Annotated in this window: 14 protein-coding genes; 6 read left to right on the forward strand and 8 right to left on the reverse strand. The window is 63.2% G+C overall.

Annotation, left to right across the window (positions count from 1 at the left end; genetic code table 11):
• Positions 1-31 precede the first annotated feature (31 nt).
• From repA to HJB82_RS27425, 4 genes are all read left to right on the forward strand, one after another.
• Positions 32-1,228: a plasmid partitioning protein RepA gene (gene repA, locus HJB82_RS27410; RefSeq protein ID WP_164012453.1), complete on the forward strand. Its 1,197-nt coding sequence runs from the start codon at positions 32-34 to the stop codon at positions 1,226-1,228.
• Complete coding sequence (repB, locus tag HJB82_RS27415) at positions 1,225-2,220, forward strand: plasmid partitioning protein RepB (RefSeq protein WP_207585420.1); 996 nt, start codon at positions 1,225-1,227, stop codon at positions 2,218-2,220. The genes repA and repB overlap by 4 nt, the downstream gene beginning before the upstream one ends.
• Positions 2,221-2,373: 153 nt before the next feature.
• A complete protein-coding gene (repC, locus tag HJB82_RS27420; RefSeq protein ID WP_221142053.1) occupies positions 2,374-3,588 on the forward strand; it encodes a plasmid replication protein RepC in 1,215 nt (404 codons plus the stop codon).
• Between the two features lie 179 nt (positions 3,589-3,767).
• Complete coding sequence (locus HJB82_RS27425; RefSeq protein ID WP_207585422.1) at positions 3,768-4,901, forward strand: RHE_PE00001 family protein; 1,134 nt, start codon at positions 3,768-3,770, stop codon at positions 4,899-4,901.
• A 175-nt stretch (positions 4,902-5,076) separates the two neighbouring features.
• Here HJB82_RS27425 and HJB82_RS27430 read toward each other — a convergent pair whose 3' ends face one another.
• Genes HJB82_RS27430 through HJB82_RS27440 form a run of 3 tightly spaced genes read right to left on the reverse strand, consistent with a single transcriptional unit; the run spans position 5,077 to position 7,101 of the window.
• Entirely contained in the window at positions 5,077-5,787 is a 711-nt protein-coding gene (locus HJB82_RS27430) for a Bax inhibitor-1/YccA family protein (RefSeq protein ID WP_164012461.1), read from the reverse strand.
• A 20-nt stretch (positions 5,788-5,807) separates the two neighbouring features.
• On the reverse strand, positions 5,808-6,575 hold the full coding sequence (locus HJB82_RS27435; RefSeq protein ID WP_207585424.1) for an anti-sigma factor: 768 nt from the start codon (positions 6,573-6,575) through the stop codon (positions 5,808-5,810).
• The gene (locus HJB82_RS27440; RefSeq protein WP_207585425.1) at positions 6,562-7,101 is read right to left on the reverse strand and encodes a sigma-70 family RNA polymerase sigma factor; all 540 of its coding nucleotides are present in this window, start codon (positions 7,099-7,101) and stop codon (positions 6,562-6,564) included. Before HJB82_RS27440 ends, HJB82_RS27435 begins: the two co-directional genes overlap by 14 nt.
• 177 nt (positions 7,102-7,278) lie before the next feature.
• On the opposite strand from HJB82_RS27440, the gene HJB82_RS27445 reads away from it, so the two are divergent.
• Entirely contained in the window at positions 7,279-7,587 is a 309-nt protein-coding gene (locus HJB82_RS27445; protein WP_221142055.1) for a hypothetical protein, read from the forward strand.
• Between the two features lie 26 nt (positions 7,588-7,613).
• Here HJB82_RS27445 and cueR read toward each other — a convergent pair whose 3' ends face one another.
• From cueR to HJB82_RS27470, 5 genes are all read right to left on the reverse strand, one after another.
• Positions 7,614-8,003 carry a Cu(I)-responsive transcriptional regulator gene (gene cueR, locus HJB82_RS27450; protein ID WP_207585427.1) on the reverse strand — a complete coding sequence of 130 codons (390 nt, stop codon included), beginning with the start codon at positions 8,001-8,003 and terminating at the stop codon, positions 7,614-7,616.
• 9 nt (positions 8,004-8,012) lie between these two features.
• Entirely contained in the window at positions 8,013-10,532 is a 2,520-nt protein-coding gene (locus HJB82_RS27455; RefSeq protein ID WP_221142057.1) for a heavy metal translocating P-type ATPase, read from the reverse strand.
• 109 nt (positions 10,533-10,641) lie between these two features.
• On the reverse strand, positions 10,642-13,251 hold the full coding sequence (gene treY / locus HJB82_RS27460) for a malto-oligosyltrehalose synthase (RefSeq protein ID WP_221142059.1): 2,610 nt from the start codon (positions 13,249-13,251) through the stop codon (positions 10,642-10,644).
• A gap of 60 nt (positions 13,252-13,311) precedes the next feature.
• On the reverse strand, positions 13,312-15,393 hold the full coding sequence (gene pbpC / locus HJB82_RS27465) for a penicillin-binding protein 1C (RefSeq protein WP_221142061.1): 2,082 nt from the start codon (positions 15,391-15,393) through the stop codon (positions 13,312-13,314).
• Positions 15,390-20,861 carry an alpha-2-macroglobulin family protein gene (locus HJB82_RS27470; protein WP_221142063.1) on the reverse strand — a complete coding sequence of 1,824 codons (5,472 nt, stop codon included), beginning with the start codon at positions 20,859-20,861 and terminating at the stop codon, positions 15,390-15,392. Before HJB82_RS27470 ends, pbpC begins: the two co-directional genes overlap by 4 nt.
• A gap of 199 nt (positions 20,862-21,060) precedes the next feature.
• On the opposite strand from HJB82_RS27470, the gene msrA reads away from it, so the two are divergent.
• On the forward strand, positions 21,061-21,765 hold the full coding sequence (msrA, locus tag HJB82_RS27475) for a peptide-methionine (S)-S-oxide reductase MsrA (protein WP_207585431.1): 705 nt from the start codon (positions 21,061-21,063) through the stop codon (positions 21,763-21,765).
• Positions 21,766-21,770 lie beyond the last annotated feature (5 nt).

Genomic DNA, 21,770 nt, shown 5'->3' on the forward strand with positions numbered 1-21,770 from the left:
CGAAAAAGCGCATCGAAAAGGATTGAGTGTTTTGGACAACATTAGCGTATCGACGACAGATGTGCGGATCGAGCGGCATGCGAACCAGCTTTCGCGGCAACTGAAGCTGTTACGCGAAAAGCTGTTTCCGCCGCTGTCGCAAAAGACGCTGCGCACATTTTCTTCCGGCGAGGCCGCTCAGATGATCGGCGTCTCCGACGGCTATCTTCGCCAGCTTTCGCTGGATGGCAAGGGGCCGCAGCCGGAACTTTCCCAGAATGGCCGGCGTTCCTATACGCTTGGCCAGATCAATGAATTGCGCCATTATATGGCAAAGCTGAAGCCGAAGGATGCGCTGTCCTACCTTCCCTGGCGGCGCCCCGGCGAGAAGCTGCAGACGGTTGCCGTCACCAATTTCAAGGGCGGCTCGGCCAAGACCACGACCACGCTTTATCTGGCCCAGTATCTGGCGCTGGCGGGTTATCGGGTGCTGGCCATCGATCTTGATCCGCAGGCCTCACTCTCTTCGATGCTCGGCGTCCAGCCCGAATTCGATCTTTCCGATGGTGATACGCTTTATGGCGCAATTCGCTACGATGCCGATCGCAAGCCGCTGAAGGACATTGTCCGCAAGACGTATTTCGATGGTCTCGATCTGGTGCCGGGCAATCTTGAATTGATGGAATTCGAGCATGAGACGCCGCGGGCGCTCAGTGATCGCCAGCGGCCGGGCGAACTGTTCTTCCGCCGCGTCGGCATGGCGATTGCCGAGGTCGAGGCCGATTACGATGTCGTGGTGATCGACTGCCCGCCGCAGCTCGGTTACCTGACGCTCGGCGCCGTCTGTGCCGCCACGTCGCTGCTTATCACCATCCATCCGCAGATGGTTGACGTCGCCTCCATGTCGCAATTCCTGCTGATGACCTCGGATCTGCTCTCCGTGGTGCGCAAGGCGGGCGGCGATCTGCAACACGATTTCATCAAATATGTCGTGACCCGTCACGAACCCTTCGATGCCCCGCAGTCGCAGATCGTCGCGCTGCTGCGCAGCCTGTTCAGCGATGACGTGTTGACGGCGACAATTCTCAAATCGACGGCGATCGCCGATGCCGGCCTGACCAAGCAGACGCTCTTCGAGATCGAGAAGGGGCAGGTGCGCCGCTCGACCTATGATCGGGCGCTGGAATCGGTCAATGCCGCCAACGGCGAAGTTCTCGCCGGTATTCACAAAGCCTGGGGCCGCACATGAGCAGACGCGATCGCCTGAAAGGTCTTTTCGACGATACGGCGCAGGAGTTGGCCGCGGCCAACTACGAAGAGACGTCTTTGCGCGGATCGGCCGGGCCGGTTCGGACGATGGCCTTGACGCTTGGACGCATGGAGGAAGAGAGCAGGGCGATGCAGGAGGCTTTGCTCTCCGGCGAACGCATCGTCGAGCTCGATCCAGATCTGATCGATTCCTCCTTCGTCCGCGATCGCCTCGCCGATCATCCACTCGATATCGAGGACGAGCTGGTGCAGTCGATTGCCGAGAACGGTCAGGAAGTGCCGGTTCTTGTGCGCCGCCATCCCGATGACGACGAGCGCTATCAGATCGCTTACGGTCACCGCCGCCTGCAGGCCGTCAAGCTGCTGGGGCGCAAGGTGCAGGCGATCGTCCGTAAGCTCGACGATACCGATGTCGTCATCGCCCAAGGCATCGAGAATTCAGCGCGCCGAAACCTTTCCTATATCGAGCGGGCTGTCTTTGCCCTCAATCTCGAACTCAAGGGGTTCGAGCGTCCCGTCATCATGAAGGCACTGTCGACCGACAAGACCGAGCTGTCGAAGCTGATCTCCGTCGCCAAAGCGATCCCGGCCGACATCGTCAGGTCGGTCGGAGCCGCACCCGGTATCGGGCGTCGTAAATGGATGGCGCTTGCCCAGGACTGGAACGGAATGACAGCCGCGCGGCTTGCCAAGCTCATCGGTTCGCAACGGTTCACGGCTGAGGAAAGCGACCGTCGCTTCGAGCTTTTGGTTGCCGAGCTCGCCAGGAAAGAGGCGAAGCCCGAACCCACGGAATATGACTGGAAGCCGAAGAGCGGCGGCAAGATTGCCGGCCGAATCAAGAGCGCCGGCAATTCCTTTACGATTGCGTTGAAAACCGGCGATGCGCCGGATTTCGGCGCTTACATTTCACGTCGTCTCGATGAGCTTTACGAAGCCTATCGGGCCGGCAAGTTGCAAGCAGGAGAGTAGGCCGCAAAAGAAAAAGCCTCCGAACGTTGCCGTCGCGGAAGCCTTTCTCATATCTGGACAATCTGAGAATCGCACTTCCTCGAATCGCTGTCAAGCATCTTCGGCATCCTTTTGGGTGGCAGATTTCTTTTGCCTTGAGAAAAGGTGAGGGACATGGAGCCTCAATATGTATCGACGCCCTTTGGGCGGCGATCGATGACGCTTGGCATGCTGGCAAGCCAGGAAAATGCCAGTAAGGTCGATCCGGACGCATCGGTCGACAAGTGGAAGATCTTTCGCGCGCTCTGCGAAGCAAAGGACATGGTCGGCGTATCGGACCGTGCGCTCGCTGTTCTCAACGCGCTGTTGACCTTTTATCCGAAGAACGAGATTGCCGAGGCCAACGGTTTCGTCGTCTTTCCGTCGAACGAGCAGTTGTCGCTGCGCACGCATGGCATGGCCGGCACGACGCTGCGGCGGAACTTGGCGATGCTGGTGGAGGCCGGCCTGATTATCCGGCGGGATAGCCCGAACGGTAAACGTTTTGCCCGTCGTAACGGTCAGGGCGGGCTTGGAGAGGCCTTCGGCTTCAGCCTGGCGCCGCTCCTGGTGCGCGCTGGCGAGATCGATGCGCAGGCGGCTCAGGTGCTTGCCGGCAAGCTCGAATGGAAGCGCCTGCGGGAGCGTCTGACACTTTGCCGGCGTGACATCGCCAAACTCATCGAGATCGCGCTGGAAGAAGAAATTGCCGGCGAATGGATCGAGATGCAGAAGCATTTCAATCTTCTCTCGGCAAGCCTGCCGCGGCGCCCGTCGTCCGCCGAGATGGAGAGCCTGCTGACTGATCTCGAAGCCTTCCGCGAAATGATCATCAAGACGCTGGAATTGAAGACGAAATCACATAAACCAGACGCCAATGATGGCCAAAACGGTCGGCACATACATAATTCAAACCCACACTCTCTATCTGAACTTGAACCAGGCTTCGAACCGAAGCAGGGCGCAAAACCGGAGGAAGAACCGCAGCCGTGGCGGGAGACGCCAAAGTCCTTCCCGCTTGCCATGGTGCTGCAGGCCTGCCCGGAGATCGTCGCTTATGGGCCAGGCGGTGGGATCGGCAGTTGGCGGGATCTGATGGCGGCTGCCGTCATCGTCCGCTCGACGCTCGGCGTCAGCCCCAGCGCCTATCAGCTGGCTTGCGAGGTCATGGGACCGGAGAACGCCGCGACGGTGATCGCCTGCATCCTGGAAAGAGGCGGGCATATCAACTCGGCCGGCGGCTATCTGCGAGACCTGACGCGGCGGGCAGAGCGCGGCGAATTCTCGCTTGGGCCGATGCTGATGGCGCTCATGCGGGCAAGTGGTCCGGCAGCAAGGAAAACCGGATGAGCGGGGCTGAAAACGTTTCGCGCCAGGTGCAACAGCTAGAAGGGAATGCTGCCGGTCGCCCAGGCAAACTCGACCGCTTCCTCCTGGCCTTTTGTTGAAAAGCGCCGTTAACCATGTCATAGATGGCGGAAGGAAACATAGGTTTTGCTTCCATTTGTGAAAAACCGTAAAGCTTAACAATGCGCTACGATATCGACGGTGTGATGCTTCAAACCCTGCTTCCGTCCCTTGCTGCGGCGGAGGACGCCGTGGCACGCTTGGACGAGCGGGTGTTGCGCGCGCCGGTCGGTGAGGGCTTTGCCGAACGCAGCCATTTCTTCGATGCTGCCGGCGCGCTCTGGGTGGCCGGCGAACTCGTGCATGTCGAGGATCTGGTTTTGCACGATGCGCATATGGATAGCCGGGCACCCAGCCACGAACTGACGATCGCTCACTCGGTGCTGCGGGCACGTCGGCGCATCTGGACCGGCGAGCCGACCTGGGCGCTGGGAGCTTCGGGACTTGCGACGCTAACCGCGACGCTCGGGGAAGGGGAGGGGAAAGTGCCGGAGGTAAACAGCCTCGCCGTTACGCTCGAGACCGAAGAAGAGGGCGGCGATGAGGACGGGCCGCTCGCGGCCGAGATGGCGGAGATCGATGCGCTTCTTGCCCGCTCGCAGAAGCTGCTCGATATCCATACCGGCAAAGCCCCGGCAAGCGAAACGGCCGCGGTTGCCCCGGCAAGGCGCAATGACGATCCTCTCGGCTTGCTGGGTGATGACGAATGGGACGAGGAACAGCGGCTTGCGGAGTGGCGGAGCGTACAGCCATTGGCCGAAAGTTTGCCGCCGGTTCTCGGCGCCGTCATCCTTTTCGAAGCCTGGGAAAGGATCGAGCCGTTGCGACGTCAGCACTGGCTCGGCGGTCTTCTGGTCGCAAGCCATCTGCGCGCCCGCGGCAAGGTCACCTCGCATCTCTTCTCTTTTTACGGTGGGCTGAAGCTGGTGCGCCATGAACGTCGCCGGGCGCGCGACCGGGCCACACGGCTGCAGGCCTTCCTGGAGGCGATGCATCTCGGTGCTGCGGCCGGACTCAAGGAACTCGACCGGTTGTCGCTCGCCCGTACACAGATGGAACTGCGCTTTCGCGGCCGCCGTTCGAACAGCAGCCTGCCGGACCTTGCCGATTTCATCCTGTCGCGGCCGATGGTCTCGGCGGCGATGGTTGCCCGCCATTTGCGCATCACGCCGCGCGGCGCTCTGAACCTCGTCAACGAGATCGGCATTCGTGAAATCACCGGCCGCGGCCGCTACCGCGCGTGGGGCATCATCTGAAAATAAGAGCGGCCGGGGATGACCCGGCCGCTCCAGCTCTTTACTTATGCCTATCGCCCGGAACCGCTGCACACTTCCGGGCGATAGGCATTTAGGTGAACACCCGGTCTGCCATCCTGTCACAGAGTGCAGACCGGGCGCTCTTGCGCTTCCTTTGCCCCCAGAAGCGCGGTCCCTATTCCCGCTCGCCCGTGAAGTTGAGCAGAAGCTGGAAGATGTTGACGAAGTTCAGGTAGAGCGAGAGTGCGCCGAAGACGGCGAGCTTCTGGTTCGATTCCTGATCGAAGTTTTCCGAATATTGTTCCTTGATGTTCTGCGTGTCGTAGGCGGTGAGGCCGACGAAGACGACGATGCCGATCACCGAGATGGCGAACTGCAGCGCGCTCGAACCCAGGAAGATATTGACGACGCTGGCGATGATAACGCCGAACAGGCCCATCATCAGGAACGAGCCCATGCGCGATAGGTCACGCTTGGTCGCATAGCCGTAAAGGCTGGTGGCGCCGAACATCGTGGCGGTGATGAAGAAGGTCCGCGCGATGCTCATTCCGGTGAACACCAGGAAGACGGAGGCAAGCGACAGGCCCATCACGGCGCAGAAGGCCCAGAAGGTGATCTGCGCGGTGCTGGCCGACATCGTCTGGATGCGGAACGAGAAGAAGAATACGAAGGCGAGCGGTGCCAGCATCACCACCCACTTCAGCGGCGAGCCGAAGATCGGCACGTATAGGGCCGGCGTCGAGCCGACAACGAAGGCGACGAGGCCGGTTATGACCAGGCCAAGAGACATGTAATTGTAGACGCGCAGCATGTGCTGGCGCAGGCCTTCGTCGAAGACGGCCTGGGTGCCGGCCACGGCGCCGTAGCGGGGATTGATCGGGTTCATGCTGATCTCCTCGGTTTGAACTAATAGAGCGAGCGGGCGAGCCGTTCGGCCGCCTGGTCGAGATTGAGACCGCTTTCGTCGGCGATCAGCGCATAGGCGACCTCGCCGATCTGCCAATAGGCGGCTTCTGCTTTTGCCAATGCGAGATGGCTGACCGGCTTGACCTCGAAGGCGCCTGGACGGACGGCGAAAAGCGACAGCCGCTTTCCCTCCGGCACCTCGATCGCCATCTCGACGCTGGGGCCGAATTCGGACGGGAAGATCTGCACGTCGGCGACCTTCCAGTCCTTCGGCAGTTCAGGCATCACGATCGCGGTGGCGGCGCGAATATCGTCAGCGCTATAGGTGGCCGGCGTCTGCGGCGGCATCGACTGGCGCAATGCGGCGGTCTGATAGGCGCGGACGGCATCCTCGACATAGGCGGGCGCTGGGACGGAGGCCGATACCTCGGTTGCCGAAAAAGCGCCGAAGGAATTGTGCGCCACCCAGCCGGCGGTAATCAGGATACCGACAGCGGCAATGCGCTGCATGGAATGAAAAATGCGGCCGTAGGAAAGGCCACGTTCCAGCCGGCGGGCGGCGTCGCGGGTCTCGGGGCGGCCGAAGGCACTTTCGCCGGCAAGCGCCAAGCGCAGCTCGCCCTTCACGCTGAGGTCGGCCATGACCTTGGCGGCAATCGCCGGGTGGTCGGAAAGATACGATTCTACCTGGATGCGGCGGGCGACATCGAGCTCGCCATCCACATAGGCGTCGAGATCGGCATCGAGGATCGGATCAATTGCTTTCATTGCCGTCCCCTCCGATAATTCTCAGATGCGAAACACGCGGCGTCTTCTCCTCGAATTCGCGCAATTGCGCGCGGGCGCGGGAGATGCGCGACATCAGCGTCCCCACCGGAATACCGAGCGCATTGGCGGCTTCCTGGTAGGACAGGTCTTCGATCGCAACGAGATGCAGGGCCTCGCGCTGTTCCTCCGGCAGGCCGAAGAAGGCGTTGCGCACCTGCCGCAGGCGCACGGCATGTTCCTGGCCGGCCGGCAGCGACTGCTCGGCTTCGACAGCCGCCTCGTCGTGGCGGCGCGTCAGCGACCGGTTCTGGCGCAGACGGTCGATATGAGCGTTGTGCAGGATGGAGAGCAGCCAGGTGCGAAGATTGCCGCCGCTGCGGAAGCTCTTCTTCTTCTCCAGCGCCCGCACCAGCGCATCATGCACCAGATCCTCCGCCTCGTCCGAATTGCGCACCAGCGAGCGTGCGTAGCGCCTGAGCGCTGCAAGCTGTCCGATGACGTCGAAGGGGCGTTCTTTGCGTTCCATGATTGAGTATACGTCAGTGCGGCAGATCTTATTCCCGGCGAGAATAGAAAAATCATGCCGGTCGAGAATACCGTCTTCAATTAGCCTCTCCAGCGGACCGGCGCCCGAAATCCGCGGTTGTTTATGACAATTACATGACAGATCATGACGCCGCTGATTTGAAGGGGAAATTCAAGAATGAAGGAAAAGAAGCGGGTCTACGAAGCTCTCGTAGACGGCGCCATGGAAGGGCTGACGGATCAGGCGCTTTATGATTTCGTCAAGGCGCGTTGTCCAAAGGCCACCAGCAGGAAGATCGTCCGGGCCTCGCTTCTCGCCCTGACCGATCCTTATCTCAGGGACCGCAATATTCTCGACGTGATCTATGCGCTTGCGATCAAACATCGGCTGGATGACGGCGTGCTGGATGACGGCGAAGACGAGGAGCCCGACGAGCGGGCTCAATCGGCGCAGGCGGCCAACCAGAACATGCCGCAGCTTTCCTGAAGCGCGCCGGCCGCCCTCCTGAAATGTCAGCCCCCGTCCGAAAGCCCTTCGAGGATCGGACAGTCCGGCCGGTCATTGCCATGGCAGGCATGCACGAGGTGTTCCAGCGTGCGGCGCAATTCCGAGAGATCGCGGATTTTGCGGTCGATCTCGGCAAGCTTGCTCTCAGCGATGTCCTTGACGTCGGCACTCGCCCGGCTTTTGTCCTCGTAGAGCGCCAGTAATTGCCGGCACTCGTCGACGGAAAAGCCGAGGCCGCGCGAGCGCTGCAGGAAGCGCAGCTTGTGAACGTCGGTCGCGGCATAATCGCGGTAGCCGTTTCCGCCCCTTTCAGGGCGGATAAGGCCGATATCCTCGTAATAGCGGATGGTCTTCGAAGGCAGGCCGGAGCGTTCCGATGCTTCGCCGATATTCATCGCCATCTCCTATAATTTTGCAAAACGCAGTCTCAGCGCATTTGAAATCACCGAGACGGACGAGAGGCTCATCGCCGCCGCCGCGATCATCGGCGACAGCAGCAACCCGAAGATCGGGTAGAGTACGCCGGCTGCGACCGGCACGCCGAGCGCATTATAGCCGAAGGCGAAGCCGAGATTCTGGCGGATGTTGCGCATCGTCGCCTCCGCCAGCCGCCGCGCCCTGACGATGCCGGTGAGATCGCCCCTTACCAGGGTGATGCCGGCGCTTTCCATCGCAACGTCCGCGCCGGTGCCCATGGCGATGCCGACATCGGCGGCAGCAAGCGCCGGCGCGTCGTTGACGCCGTCTCCGGCCATGGCGATGACCGCGCCTTTTGCACGCAGCTCGTCGATCAGCGCGCTTTTGCCCTCCGGCAACAGGTCGGCGCGGACCTCGTCGATGCCGAGGCTTTTTGCCACCGCACGCGCCGTGCGCTCGTTGTCTCCCGTCGCCATGATGATCTTCAGGCCGCTGTCATGCAGCGCCTTGATGGCGGCTGATGTCGTCGGCTTGATCCGGTCGGCAACGGCGACGAGACCGGCAAGCGCGCCATCCAATACCACGAACATCACCGTCTTGCCCTCGCGGCGCAGGGCTTCGGTCTTCTCGGCAAGCGCCGACGGATCGATGCCGAGATCGGCGAGCATCGCCGCATTGCCGAGCGCTATGTTTGTGTCGCCGGCGAGGCCCTGAACACCTTTGCCGGTCTTCGCCTCGAAACCGGTGATCTCGACGAAGGCGACACCGCGCTCTTCGGCGCCGGAAACGATCGCGTCGGCCAGCGGATGTTCGGAGCCGCGCTCCAGGCTTGCCGCCAGCGACAGCAGCCGGGTTTCCTCGATTCCGCCGAAAGCGACGATGTCGGTAAGCTTTGGCTTTCCCTCGGTCAGTGTACCGGTCTTGTCGACGATCAGCGTATCGACCTTGGAAAAACGCTCCAGCGCATCGGCGTCCTTGATCAGCACGCCTTCCCCAGCGCCGCGTCCTGTGGCGATCATGATCGACATCGGCGTCGCAAGACCGAGCGCGCAGGGGCAGGCGATGATCAGAACGGCGACGGCGGCAAGCAGGCCATTCGCCAAGCTTGGCTCCGGACCGATCGCTGCCCAGACGATAAAGGCAAGGATGGCCGCGGCAACGACCGCCGGCACGAACAAGGCCGACACCCGGTCGACCGCACCCTGGATCGGCGCCCGCGAGCGTTGCGCCTTGGCGACCATGTCGACGATGCGCGACAACACCATGTCGGCGCCGACCTTCTCGGCCGACATGACGAGAGAGCCGTTCTTGTTGATCGTGCCGCCAGTCAGCGCATCGCCCGTCGATTTCTCGATGGGCAAGGGTTCGCCTGAGATCATCGATTCGTCGACGGTCGACTGGCCCTCGAGGACGGAACCGTCCACCGGAACCCGCTCGCCGGGGCGCACCCGCAGCCGGTCGCCGGTCTGGATTTGCTCGACCGGCACGTCGCTCTCGCCGCCATCGGCATCGATACGCCGCGCCGTCTTCGGCGCAAGGTCGAGCAAAGCGCGGATGGCCGAGCCGGTGCGTTCGCGTGCTTTCAGTTCCAGCACCTGGCCGACGAAAACCAGGGCGACGATGACGGCCGCCGCCTCGAAATAGACGGGCACAGCCGCGCCATGGCCACGAAAGCTCATCGGGAAAATGCCGGGCGCAAGCGTGGCGACGAGGCTGTAGACATAGGCGGTGCCGACGCCGAGACCGATCAGCGTCCACATGTTCGGGCTGCGGTTGACGAGCGAGGCCCATGCGCGGCTCAAGAAGGGGAGGGCCGCCCAAAGCACGACCGGCGTTGCCAGCAGCAGTTCGACATAGGTCGCCTGCGGTTCGCCGATCATTTCCCGGAGCTGCAGGCCGAGCATCGGACCCATGCCGAGGGCGAGCAGCGGCACGGCCAGGATGGCGCTGACCCAAAGCCGTCTGACGAAATCGACAAGTTCCGGACTTGGACCTTCGTCGGCCGGAGGAATGCCTGCCGGCTCCAGCGCCATGCCGCATTTCGGGCAGTCGCCGGGGCGATCGCTGATGACCTCCGGATGCATCGGGCAGGTATAGAGCGTGCCTTTCGGTGCCGGCTTTGCCGGAGGGCGTTTGCCGTCGCGATAGACTGGGGGATCGGCTTCGAACTTTGTCTGGCAGCCGGCCGAGCAGAAGTAGTATTTCTCACCCTCGACTTTCAGAAAATGTTTTGCCGTCGAACGATCGACGTCCATGCCGCAAACCGGATCTTTCGCGGTCAGGTAATCCTGCGGCGCAGCTGCAAACTTCGTCCGGCAGCCTTCGGAGCAGAAATGATAGAGGCGGCCCGCATGATCAAGCGAGGGTTTGCCGGCCTCTGGATCGACGGTCATACCACAGACGGCGTCACGAACCGGCGCGGGGGTAGTCGGGCTATGGCCGCAACAGCTGTGATCGCCGTTATGGGCGTTGCCGTGATGATGGTCGTGATCGTGTTTGATATTCATTGCCATCTCCTATGCCCGAGGGGCAGTTGGAGAGGCTTATCCACCTTCCAGCGACTGGAAGGTCAAGCGCTAATTTTGACGGAGATGATTTTTGTCTGCAGCCCGATCCTCAGATCGGGCTGATCAACCCGACCGGCTGGCTGCCGAGCAGGGCGGCGACCGAGATGCTGCCGCCGGGTTCGATCGTCTTTCCGGTCACCAGATCCGCCTTCAGCCCGTGAAGAGGGGAGGGGACGGCGATCGCCGTATCCTCCCAAAATTCCGGGCCGGCAAACAGCACGCCCGGGTCGAGCCAGCCGAACATCAGCCGGGGTGCGGCGACGATGGCAAAATCACTGGCATGCACCCGGGCAAAAGCCAGCACATGATCGCGCCGGCTGCCCGTCACCTTCAGCGGCAGATAGTCGCCTCTTATAAAGAGGTCCGGATGCCGCTGGCGCAGCTGCAGGCCGATCCCGACGATGCGCTGCTTTAACGCCGCCGCCTGTAGCTTGGCGATCGGTCCGGCTTCATCAAGCCAGGCGGTCAGCCGTGCATGATCGACCAGGCGTCGGTTGTCGGGATCGACAAGACTGAAATCGAAGCCTTCCGTGCCCTGGTAGATGTCGGGAATGCCCGGCGCCGTCAGCTTGAGCAGCGTCTGCGACAGGCTGTTGAGGTAGCCGGCTGCGATGAAGGGCTGCAGCACCCTTTCGAAATCCTCAAGGAAGGCGTCATTCTCGGGCGACACCAGCGCCGCTGCATAGGTCGTCACCGCTTCTTCGTAAGCGGAATCCTGTTCCACCCAATCAGTGTGGAGTTTCGCCTCGCGCACTGCCTTGACCGCGTAATCGGTCAAGCGCTGACGAAGCTCTTCCATCTGTCCTCTGTCGAAATCTTCCGGCCAGATGCCGGCCAGCGCCTGATAGAGCATCCATTCGATATTCGGCTCCGGCGCTACGCCATCCGGCAGGTCCTTCAGCCACGGCCGGTTCATCTCACGCCAGCGCGCCAGCGCCTGCACGAACACATCCGCGCCCTCGCTCAGCGCATAGAGCCTTGCGCGCGCATCCTCGCCGCGTTTGGTATCGTGGGTGGCGGTTGCCGACAGCCCGTGCGGCTGCAGCCGCGCCCGCTCGGCCATGCGACGATGGAATCCGTCCGGACCGTCGGGCGCCTTGCCGGGTTCGCTGCCGACCTCGTTGGCGGCAAGCAACCTGTTATAGCGGTAAAATAGCGTATCCTCCGTCGCCTTCGCCATCACAGGCCCGCTCAACTGCTGGAAGCGGATACGGAATTCGTGGGCTGGATCACCGTCGACCTTGCCTTCGAGAAGCTTCAGCACATGGTCGAGGGCGCGACGATCATCGAGCTCTGCCATGGCTTGCGATGCGGTCGCGGCAAGGACGGCTGAATCCTGCCAGGCGAGCGGGCCGCCATCGCCATAGGTGCGGTAGACGGGAAAGGCGATCAGCAGTTCGCTGAGCGCCTTGGCGATCTCGTCTCTGTTTATCTCGGGGAAGACCCCTGCCGCGATCGATACCAGCCTGCCGGTCTCGCCGGCGAAATTGCGCTCGACCATCTGTCGCTTGGCAAGCCGCCGGCCCTCCTCGAGATCGCCTGTCTCTCGGGCGACGCCACGATAGGCATCGTCCAATCTGCGCAGGCCGCCGCCGTCGACGAAGAGTTCGCTCAGCGCCGCGATGAATTCATATCCGGTGGTGCCCGCCACCGGCCAGCTTTCCGGCAGGACCTCGCCAGCCCCAAGGATCTTTTCCACGACGATATAGGTATCGGGCCCGACCGCTTCCCGCAGCCGGTCGAGATAGGCCTTGGGTTCGGCGAGCCCGTCGACATGGTCGATGCGCAGGCCCTGCACCTTGCCATGGCGCACCAGCTCGATCGTCAGGCGGTGCATGTCCTCGAACACGGAAGGATTTTCGACGCGGGTACCGACCAGTCCGGTGACCTCGAAAAAACGGCGATAGCTCAGATGCCGTGCCGCTTCATGCCAATGGGTGAGCCGCCAGTGCTGTCCCTCATGCAGGCTTTTAAGGAAATCGCGGTCGGACGAGACGTCGTCGAGTTTTTGCCGGAGGATCGCCCGATCGCCGCCTTCGAAGAGGATGTCGCGCATCGCCCGGGCGAGGTTCTCGCCGGAGGTGACCTCCGCAGCCTCTGCCATTCTCGTTGCCACCGGATCGTCGAGCCGGTTTGCGATCGCGCCGTAACAGCTGGGGTTGAGCGGCAACAGCGTCTCGAAATAACCGAAGGCGAAGGTGCCATGCGTTTCGTCCAGCGTAATGCGCAGCTCGCCATCAGCGAGCGCGCGCTCGAAATCCTGGCCGAGCTGCGGCAGGGTCAGCGGCTCGCTCCAGTCGATGTCGAAGTGGCCCGCATAGGCGCTTTGATGGCCGAATGCCAGTACGTCGCGCCACCAGCCGTTTTCCGGCGAAGCGGCCATGTGGTTCGGGACGATGTCGAGGATCAGTCCCATGCCGGCCGAAGCGAGGCTCTCCGTCAGCCGGTCGAACCCCGCGCGGCCGCCGAGCGCCGGGTCGATCTCGTTGGCGTCGGTGACGTCATAACCGTGGGTGGAGCCGCTGACGGCGGTGAAGATTGGCGAGGCGTAGAGATGGCTGATGCCGAGCGTCTTGAGATAGGGAACGAGGTCGCAGACGCGATCGAAGGTCATGCCGTTGCGGAATTGTATCCGGTAGGTCGCGGTCGGAAGTGTCATGAGGCCGTCTGACGTTGGAGGGAGACCCTTTCCAACGGTTGTAGTCGGGTTTTGGTTCCCTCAGTCGATGAAAACGCCCACACTTGCGGCGCGTCCGGCCGAGTCGATGACGGTCAATTTCGAGTAGCCGCCGCCATCGGGCAGCCATTGCTGGGTGCGCCGGCGGGAGAGGTCGGGCAGCGGCCTGCCATTGGCAAGCCAGCGGAAGGGCGCGCGGCCGCCCTGCAGCTTCAGCATGAGCGGCGACAGCGCGCCGGCGCCGGCGCCGAGATCGATATGGGCGCCCTCGGGCGGATAGACGATCTGAGGGGCGGCCTCGCGGCCGGAGGCGACGAGCAGGCCACTGGCATTGAGCGCGAAACGCCGCTGGCTGATCGGCAGTTCGGACTGGGCGATGCGCACCGCCCCGGCCGGCGGGCGGGGCAAGGGCGTCGTCGCGATGCCGGATTTGGCGAAACCCTCAAACAGGATGGGTGCTGCGGTGCCATAACCGGTCAGTCCCGGCACGGCGCTGTTATCCGGCCGTCCGACCCAGACGCCGAGCACATAACGCCCGTCATAGCCGACGGACCAGGCGTCGCGATAACCGTAGCTGGTGCCGGTCTTGTAGGCGATGCCGCGCTGCGGTGCGCCAGCGGGGGGAATGACGCCGGAGAGAATATCGGCGACGTTCCAGACCGCGACCGGCTCCAACAGCGGTTCGCCGTCGAGCTTGCCCGGTGCGCCGGTGACACCGTCGCCGAGCCTTGCCGGCTGGCCGCGATTGGCGAGCGCGGTATAGAGCTGCACCAGATCTTTCAGCGTGAGACCGACGCCGCCAAGACCGATCGCCAGTCCCGGCGTCTCGTTCGGCGGCAGGGCCGGGCGCACCTCGGCGCGGCGGAAGCGGACCAGCAGCCGCGACGGCCCGACGGCGTCGAGCAGCTTGACGGCCGGCACATTCAAGGAGAGTTGCAAGGCCTCGCGCACGGTGACGTCGCCCTGATAGCTCATGTCGAAATTGCGTGGCCGGTAGCCGAAGAAATCAGCCGGCCGGTCCTCGATGATCGTCTCCTGGGAGACGAGGCCCTGCTCGAAGGCGAGCCCGTAGATGAAGGGCTTCAGCGTCGAGCCCGGCGAGCGGTTGACGCGCGTCATGTCGATCCAGCCGGAGCGGCTGGCGTCGAAATAATCGGCCGAGCCGACCTCGCCGACGATCGCGCCCGTCTGGGCATCGGCCATCACCATGGCCAGCGACAGTTTTGGCCCGAGCTTCATCGCCGCTGCCCGGGCGACCGATTCCAGCCCCTGCTGCACCTGTTTCTTCAGCGTCGTCTGGTGCTTGAGGACTGCCGGCTCCTTGCGCAGTGCTGCTTCGGCGACATGAGCGGCCAGCGCCGGCAATTGCATGCGTCGCATGGGGACAGCGACACCCTCGGCTCGCTCCGCCTCGCCGTCGCCGACGGCCTCAGCCACGGCGACACGCTCAAGCACACGCTTGCGCGCCTCTTGCGACGCCTTCAGATTGCGGTCCGGCCGGCGCCGTTCGGGCAATTGCGGCAGGGCGACGAGCAGGGCTGCCTCGGCGACCGTCAGGCGGCGCGGCTCCTTGCCGAAATAGGCAAGGCTTGCGGCGCGTACGCCTTCCAGATTGCCGCCGTAAGGCGCATGCGTCAGATAAAGATCGAGGATCTGTTCCTTCGACAGCCGCCGCTCGATCTGCACGGCACGCGCGAGCTGCAGCAGTTTTGCCGAAAGCGAGCGTCCCGCCCGCGGCTCGATCAGCCGCGCCACCTGCATCGAAAGCGTCGAGGCGCCGGAAACGATGCGGCCGTTGCGGACGAATTGCGTGGCTGCCCGCCCGAGCGCCCAGGCATCGACGCCATTGTGATCGTAGAAACGCTGATCCTCATAGGCAATCAGCATGCGCAGGAACTGTGGATCGACGTCGGCAACCGTCGTCTTCAGCCGCCAGCGGCCTTCCGTCGTTGCAAAGGCGCGCAGCAACTGGCCGTCGGCATCGAGCACCTCGGCGGAAACCACGTCCGCTCTATCCAACGGCGGCGGAAAAGCCTTGTCGGCGGCGTCGAGCGCAAGAAGAGCCGCGCCGGCAAGAAGGATGCCGGCGACGGACCCGATCGCAAACTTGTGCCACAGCCTCATTCTTGTGCTGCCACGACCTCCATCTTGCCGGTCGCCGTGCGGGCCGAAAGCTCCGGCCGGTACATGTCCTCGACGCTTGCGGCCGGATGGTCGTAGATGCCGGGGGTGACGGCGCGCACGACATAGGCGACGTTGAATTCGCGCTCGTCGCCCTGAGCGCGGTTGAAGGCGGCGACGAAACGGTCGTAGCGGAATTCGGTATGGGCGGCGGAAATTTCGCCGATCCAGTCGAAATTCGTCATCTGGGCGCTGTCGACGAGGTTTGGATTGTCGATCTCGAAGCCGGCCGGCAGAAGATCGGTGACGACGATGCGCGACGGCCAGTCGTTGCTTTCGCGTACATGGATGACGACGACATAGCGTTCGTTCTGCTGGGCTTCGCTGACATTCGCCTCCTCGCCGTCGAGCGTGTAATAGCTGCGCTCGATGAGGAAGCCGTCGCCGCCGGCCGGCAACGGCACGGTCGGTGCGGCAACGGTGGTAACAACCGCCGATACCGGGTCGTTCGTCTGGTTGGTCAAGGTCAGCGGATGATCGGTGAGCGCATCGCCGGTCATCCGGGCCATATAGGCGCCGGTGTGGGCGGCGCCGTTGACGTCGACCTTCAACCCGTCGTCACCGCCCTGGATGGCGCGTGCGGCAAGCAGCATCCAGGCCTCTTCCTGGGTGCTCTTGTATTTGCTGCGCTGCCATTCCTTGGCGACGGCCTTGGCGAGTTCCGGGACGACAGGCGGCACCGGCCGGCTTTCGGCAGCGAGCGCCAGGATCGCCGCGCCATCGCGCAGGATCGTGCCGTAGTCGGTGCGCGACAGGTTCACGCGTGAGACCATCGACTGCTCGGACATTTGCAGCGCGTCGAGGAAGATGTTCTTCGAGCGCTGGGCATCGCCATAGAGCGCCAGTGCGGCGGCGATATGCGCCTTGGCGAGCGGCGTCGGGAAGTCGTTGATCATCGTATCGGCGTAGTAGCGCAGATCGCTGATCGCCGCCTTCTTGTTGCGGGCAAGGACATAGATGGCATAGGCGATCTGATCGCCCTGGCCCTTGATGTCGGTGGTGTAGGACAGGGTGTTCTGCAGGTTTTCCAGCGCCTGCACGAAGGCCCTTTCCGGCACGTCATATTTCATTTCGCGGGCCCGCGTCAGGAAGTCGGTGACGTAGGAATCGAGCCAGACATCGCCCGAATCCGGTCCCCAGAGGCCGAAGCTGCCGGCCGAGGCCTGGTAGGAGAGCACGCGGTAGATCGCATCCTGGACGCGCTTGTGCACGTCGTCGTCATTTTCGATGCCGGCCTGCTTCGCCACTTCGGCGAGGTAGAGCAGCGGCAGCGCCCGGCTGATGGTCTGCTCGGCGCAGCCCAAGGGATAGCGGTCGAGCGTCATCAGCAGTGCCGGGATGTCGAAGGCGGCCGAACGGGTGACGTTGACGCTGATCGAAGCACCCGGCAGGACGCTGTCGGCAAGCAGGTTCTTATCGACGGTGAGCTTTGCTCCGGGCTTCAGCGCCAGCACCCTGCGTTCGGTGATCGGCAGGGATGACGGGCGCACCGGCACGTCGACGGTCTGGTCGAGCGAAAGGCCGGAGGCGTCGGAGAGGTTGATCGAGACGCTGCCGGCGCCCGGCTGTTTGCCGATGAGCGAAAGCGTCAGCGCGGACTTGGCGCCGGCCTCCAGCCGGATCGTCTGGTCGGCAGAGGCTTGGTCGATGCCGACCGCATCATTGCCGGTCAGCTGCAGCTTGTAGTCGCCGGCCGGCGCATCGGTATTGGCGATGTCGAGGCGCAGATTGGCCTTGTCGCCGGGGGCGAGGAATTTCGGCAAGCTCGCGGTGACGACGACCGGATCGCGGATGATGACGTCCTTGACGCCGTGCCCGACACCGGTCTTCGACCAGGCAACCGCCATGACGCGCGCCGTGCCGTTGAATTGCGGAATGTCGAAGGAGATATTGGCCTTGCCTTCGGCGTCGAGCTTCACCGGCCCGGAGAAGAAGGCGACGAGCTTCTGTGTCGGCGGGCTTGCCTGCAGCGCAATGGCACCGCCGTCGCCACCGGTCCTGAGCTTGCCGGTCGCACCCAGCGAGCCGTCGATCAGCCGGCCATAGAGGTCGCGGATTTCAAGGCCGAGCTGCCGCTGGCCGAAATACCAGTCTTCCGGGTTCGGCGGCTCGTAACGTGTCAGGTTGAGAATGCCGACATCGACGGCGGCAACCGTGACATAGGCATCCTCGTTGGCGCCGGCACCGGCCACCTGCAGGCCGATGTTCAACGGTCCGCGCGGCAGCATCTTTTCCGGCGTGTCGAGCTTGACTTGCAGCGCCCGCTGTTCGGGATCGACCTTCAGCCATTTGATGCCGATCGAACGCATCGGCATGTGGCTGTCCTGGGCGTCGCCGGGGCGGAAGAGCGTCGCGGTCACATAAGCGCCGGCACCCCAGTCTGCGGTGACGGGGATGTCGACCTCGCCGCCGGTCTCGCCCATCGTCGCATTTTGCACGGCAACCAGCTTTTCGGTTCCGGCCATGACCATCAGCTCGCCGCCATAGCGCGAGGTGATTTTCAGCTTGGCGGTGTCGCCGACGTTGTAGCTGTCCTTGTCGAGGGCGATTTCCAGCCCATCCGGTGTTTCGGTCGAGGTCGAGGCCACGAACCAGCCGGCGTCGAATTCGACGCTGGAGGTCGGGCCGTCGGCATCCGAGCTTTCCACTTCGAGGCGATAGCGGCCCAATTTCACCGGCACGGAGATCTTGCCGCCGTCCGTCGTCGCGTCGACGCTGCCATTGGCGATCTGCTCGGCGGTGTAGACCGGCTCGTATTTCCATGCCGTCCCCTCGCGATACCATTGGTACTCGCGGTTGAGGCTGTAGAATTTCCAGCGCAGGCCCTTGGTCTCCTGCTTCTGTCCCTCGGCATTGACGCCGATCACCGTGAAGTTGGCGATGGCGTTCTCAGGCAGATCGTCGGAAAATTCCGGCTTGATGCCGATCGAAGCGCCCTGATTCTTCACCGGAATGGTCAGCGAACGCTCGATGGCGCGGCCGCCGGCCTCCTGCATGCTGATATAGACGGTGGCGTTGAGCAGTTGCGTCGTTGCCGGCAGCTCGCTGACGGTGAGATCGGTCGAGGCTTCGCCGTTCTCGTCGAGTTCCGGCAGGCCGTCGATCGGCAGGCGCGAATCCTCGCTCGCCTCCTCGTCGGCGAGGCCGAAGAGGAAGCCCTTATAGGCGGCGCTCTCGCGCGTCGGCTTGACGACGACATTGCCCTCGAGCGTCAGGCCGGCGGCCGGGGCGCCATAGAGATATTTGCCGAAAACATTAATCTTCGCGGGCATATCCGGGCCGATTTCCTTGGCCTCGGTCTTGATCTCCAGGTCGGTGCGATCCGGCACGAAATCGTCGACCAGGAAACTCTTGCTGGCGATCGCACTGCCCTTGGGATCGGTGTAGATGTTCATCGTCCAGGTGCCGCGCATGGCGTTTTCCTGGGTCGGGAAATCGACGCTGTAACCGCCGAGATTGCTGGTCTGGCTGACGATCCGCCGGTCTTCGACACCGTCGGGGCGGCTGAAGATGAAAGTCAGCGGCAGGTTCTCGATGGCGTTGCCATCGGTGTCGCGGGCGAGCGCCTGTGCATGCACCGTTTCGCCGGCGCGATAGATGCCGCGTTCGGTAAAGGTCAAGACGTCGATCGCGCCGGGTGCGGCGCGGCCGGTCACGCCGCGGTCGGAGAGATCGAAGCCGGCCCGCGTCATGTCGAGGAAAACGTAGTCCGACGTGCCGTTCCTGGCGGTAATGACGGCGGGTGTCAGCGCCGCCGTGCCGCGGATCAGGCCGGCGGTGAAGGTGGCGCGGCCGTTTTCGTCGGTCTTGGCGGTGCCGAGCACTTCATTGTTCTTGGCAAGCAGCTGCAGCTCGACGCCTGATATCGGCTTTGCCGAGGCAAGCGAACGGGTGAAGACGTTGAGCCCGTCCGTGCCGGCATAGGTGGTGATGCCGATATCGGAGACGAGGAACCATTGCGTCGCCTGCGAGTCCCACTCCTGCGCCGGGCCATTCGGCCCCGTTGCGGTCATCACGTAGACTCCGGGCTTGCGCTCGGGCAGCGCCTCATCGACGGGGAAGCTGGTGACGATGTCCTTGTTGAGCTCGTCGGCGATCTCGATCGAACCCTGCCAGACGAGTTCGCCGTTCTGATCCTGGATGTTCTGGGCGCTGTAGCCGTCGAGCTGGGTCAGGAATTGCGAGTTGGTCAACAGCGGCGCGATGGCGCGATCGCCGATGCGGTAGAGTTTGAGGTTGGCAGACGTCATGTTGACCGAGACGATCGGAATGCCGCGGCGCGCCGTCGAGGGCAGCACGAAGCTGTCGCCGGTGAAACGCACTATCTGGCTGCGGTCCTTGATATAGACGTCGATGCTGACGGGCGCTTCGAGCGCCTCGTCGACGGATGACGGCAGGCCGGTGCGGAAGCCGAGCTTGTAGGTTTCGCCATGCGTCAGCCCCTCGACGCAGATCTGCTTGTCCTTGGTTTCCAGCGCCTTGGGCGCCGCACCGTTCAGCGTCACGAAGGGCGTATAGTCGGTGGTCTTGATGAGAGCTTCGGAGAAGGTGACGCAGGCGCGCGGCGTGGCGCTGTCGGCGTCGACCGTGTGTTCGGTGATGCGGAAGCCCTGCGTCGCCTTCAGCTGCAGGTAGGCCGCCTGCACATCCTCGGAGGCAACCAGCGCCAGGCTCGCCTTGTAGGCGTCGAGCGCCGGGCGGTAATTGGCGTTTCGGTCCAGGGCGTCGGCGAGGACGGCGAGCGCCTCGGCGCGCTTGGGCTTGGTGCGCGTCAGCTCGTAGCCGTTCAGCGCGTCGAGCACGGCCTGACCGCTCGTGCCGCTCTCGGCGCTGCCGAGCGAAGCTGCGGCGCGGGCCGTTTCGAGCCAGAGATCGGCGTCGTCAGGGGTGATCGACAGCGCGCCATGGAAGGACTTCAGCGCGTCGGCCAGATTGTTGGCGGTGAGGTCGATGCGGGCATTGGCCGTCAGGCTGTCGGCGCCCTGGCCCTGCTGGTCGTCGGCAAGCGCCAGATTGTCCTTGAAGTCGCGGGCCTGCTGGATGAGGTCGTTCGACAGGAAGGTCAGGCGCGGCGCAGCACCGAGATCCTGCTCCTTCTGGCCGGTCGTCTCGACGATCTTGCCGGCGATGGCGCCGGGGAAGGCGTTCATCGTCTTGAAATCGGATTTCAGGAAGCACCATTTCACCTTGGGATTGTAGGTGAAGGCCTTGCAGCTCTTGTCGCCGATGCACGAGGTCTTGCACTGATCGAGTGAGACGTTCTGCTCGGTGCGAAGATCGAAGCCGAAGAAATCGGCGTCCTTGATCGTCTGGATGTCGCGCTTGGTCTCCGCAGCGGCGGCGGGAAAACTGACGGCGATCGTGGAAAAAAATGCGATTGTCGCGAAAGCAAAGAACGAGCGCACGGACATAGGTTCCCCCCGGAAATGCAGGCTCTGACCGGCGGGCACTCTCCTCACTCCTCGCGAGATTGTCAACTCAGGTTGCATGCTGTTTCATCTTCACACAGGCGCTTTCGTCTGCCTGTCACATCGGCGTGAGTGATCGGGTTGTGATTTGCGCCTTTTGCAAGGATGAGCGAGGATTTGGGCCATCGCAGGAGGTAGCGCCATGTCCATATTTTCTCACCGCAGGAGCCTTGCCGGGCTCCTAGCCGCCACCATTGTCTCGCTCGGTGCGTGTGCCGCAAGTGCGGCTGAAGATGCCGTCGTCATTCCGCCGCCGGCCGTTGACGAGGCTGCCCGGCCGGGCACCGAGAGCGCGATTTTCGCCGGCGGTTGTTTCTGGGGTGTCCAGGGCGTCTTCCAGCACGTCAAGGGCGTCCAGAGCGCCGTCTCCGGCTATGCCGGCGGTGAGGCTGGGACGGCCCAGTACGAGACCGTCAGCACCGGCTCGACAGGTCACGCCGAAGCCGTCGAGGTGAAGTTCGATCCGAAACAAGTGAGCTACGGCAAATTGCTGCAGATCTTCTTCTCGGTGGCGCACAACCCGACGCAGCTGAATTTCCAGGGCCCGGATCAGGGAACGCAGTATCGTTCGGCGCTATTCGTCGCCGACCCCGAGCAGCGCAAGGTCGCCGAGCGCTATATCACTCAGCTCGACAAGGCGCATGTCTTCGCCCAGCCGATCGTCACCAGGGTCTCCGACACCACCGGCTTTTATTCCGCCGAGGCCTATCATCAGGATTTTCTGACGCTCAATCCGACCTACCCCTATATCGTCTACAACGACCTGCCGAAAATCGAGAATCTGAAGTCGCTGTTTCCCGCCGATTACCGCAGCCAGCCGGTCCTCGTCAGGAAGGCCAAGGGGTGATTAAC

Source organism: Rhizobium sp. NZLR10 (assembly GCF_019685125.1).
Classification (GTDB): domain Bacteria; phylum Pseudomonadota; class Alphaproteobacteria; order Rhizobiales; family Rhizobiaceae; genus Rhizobium.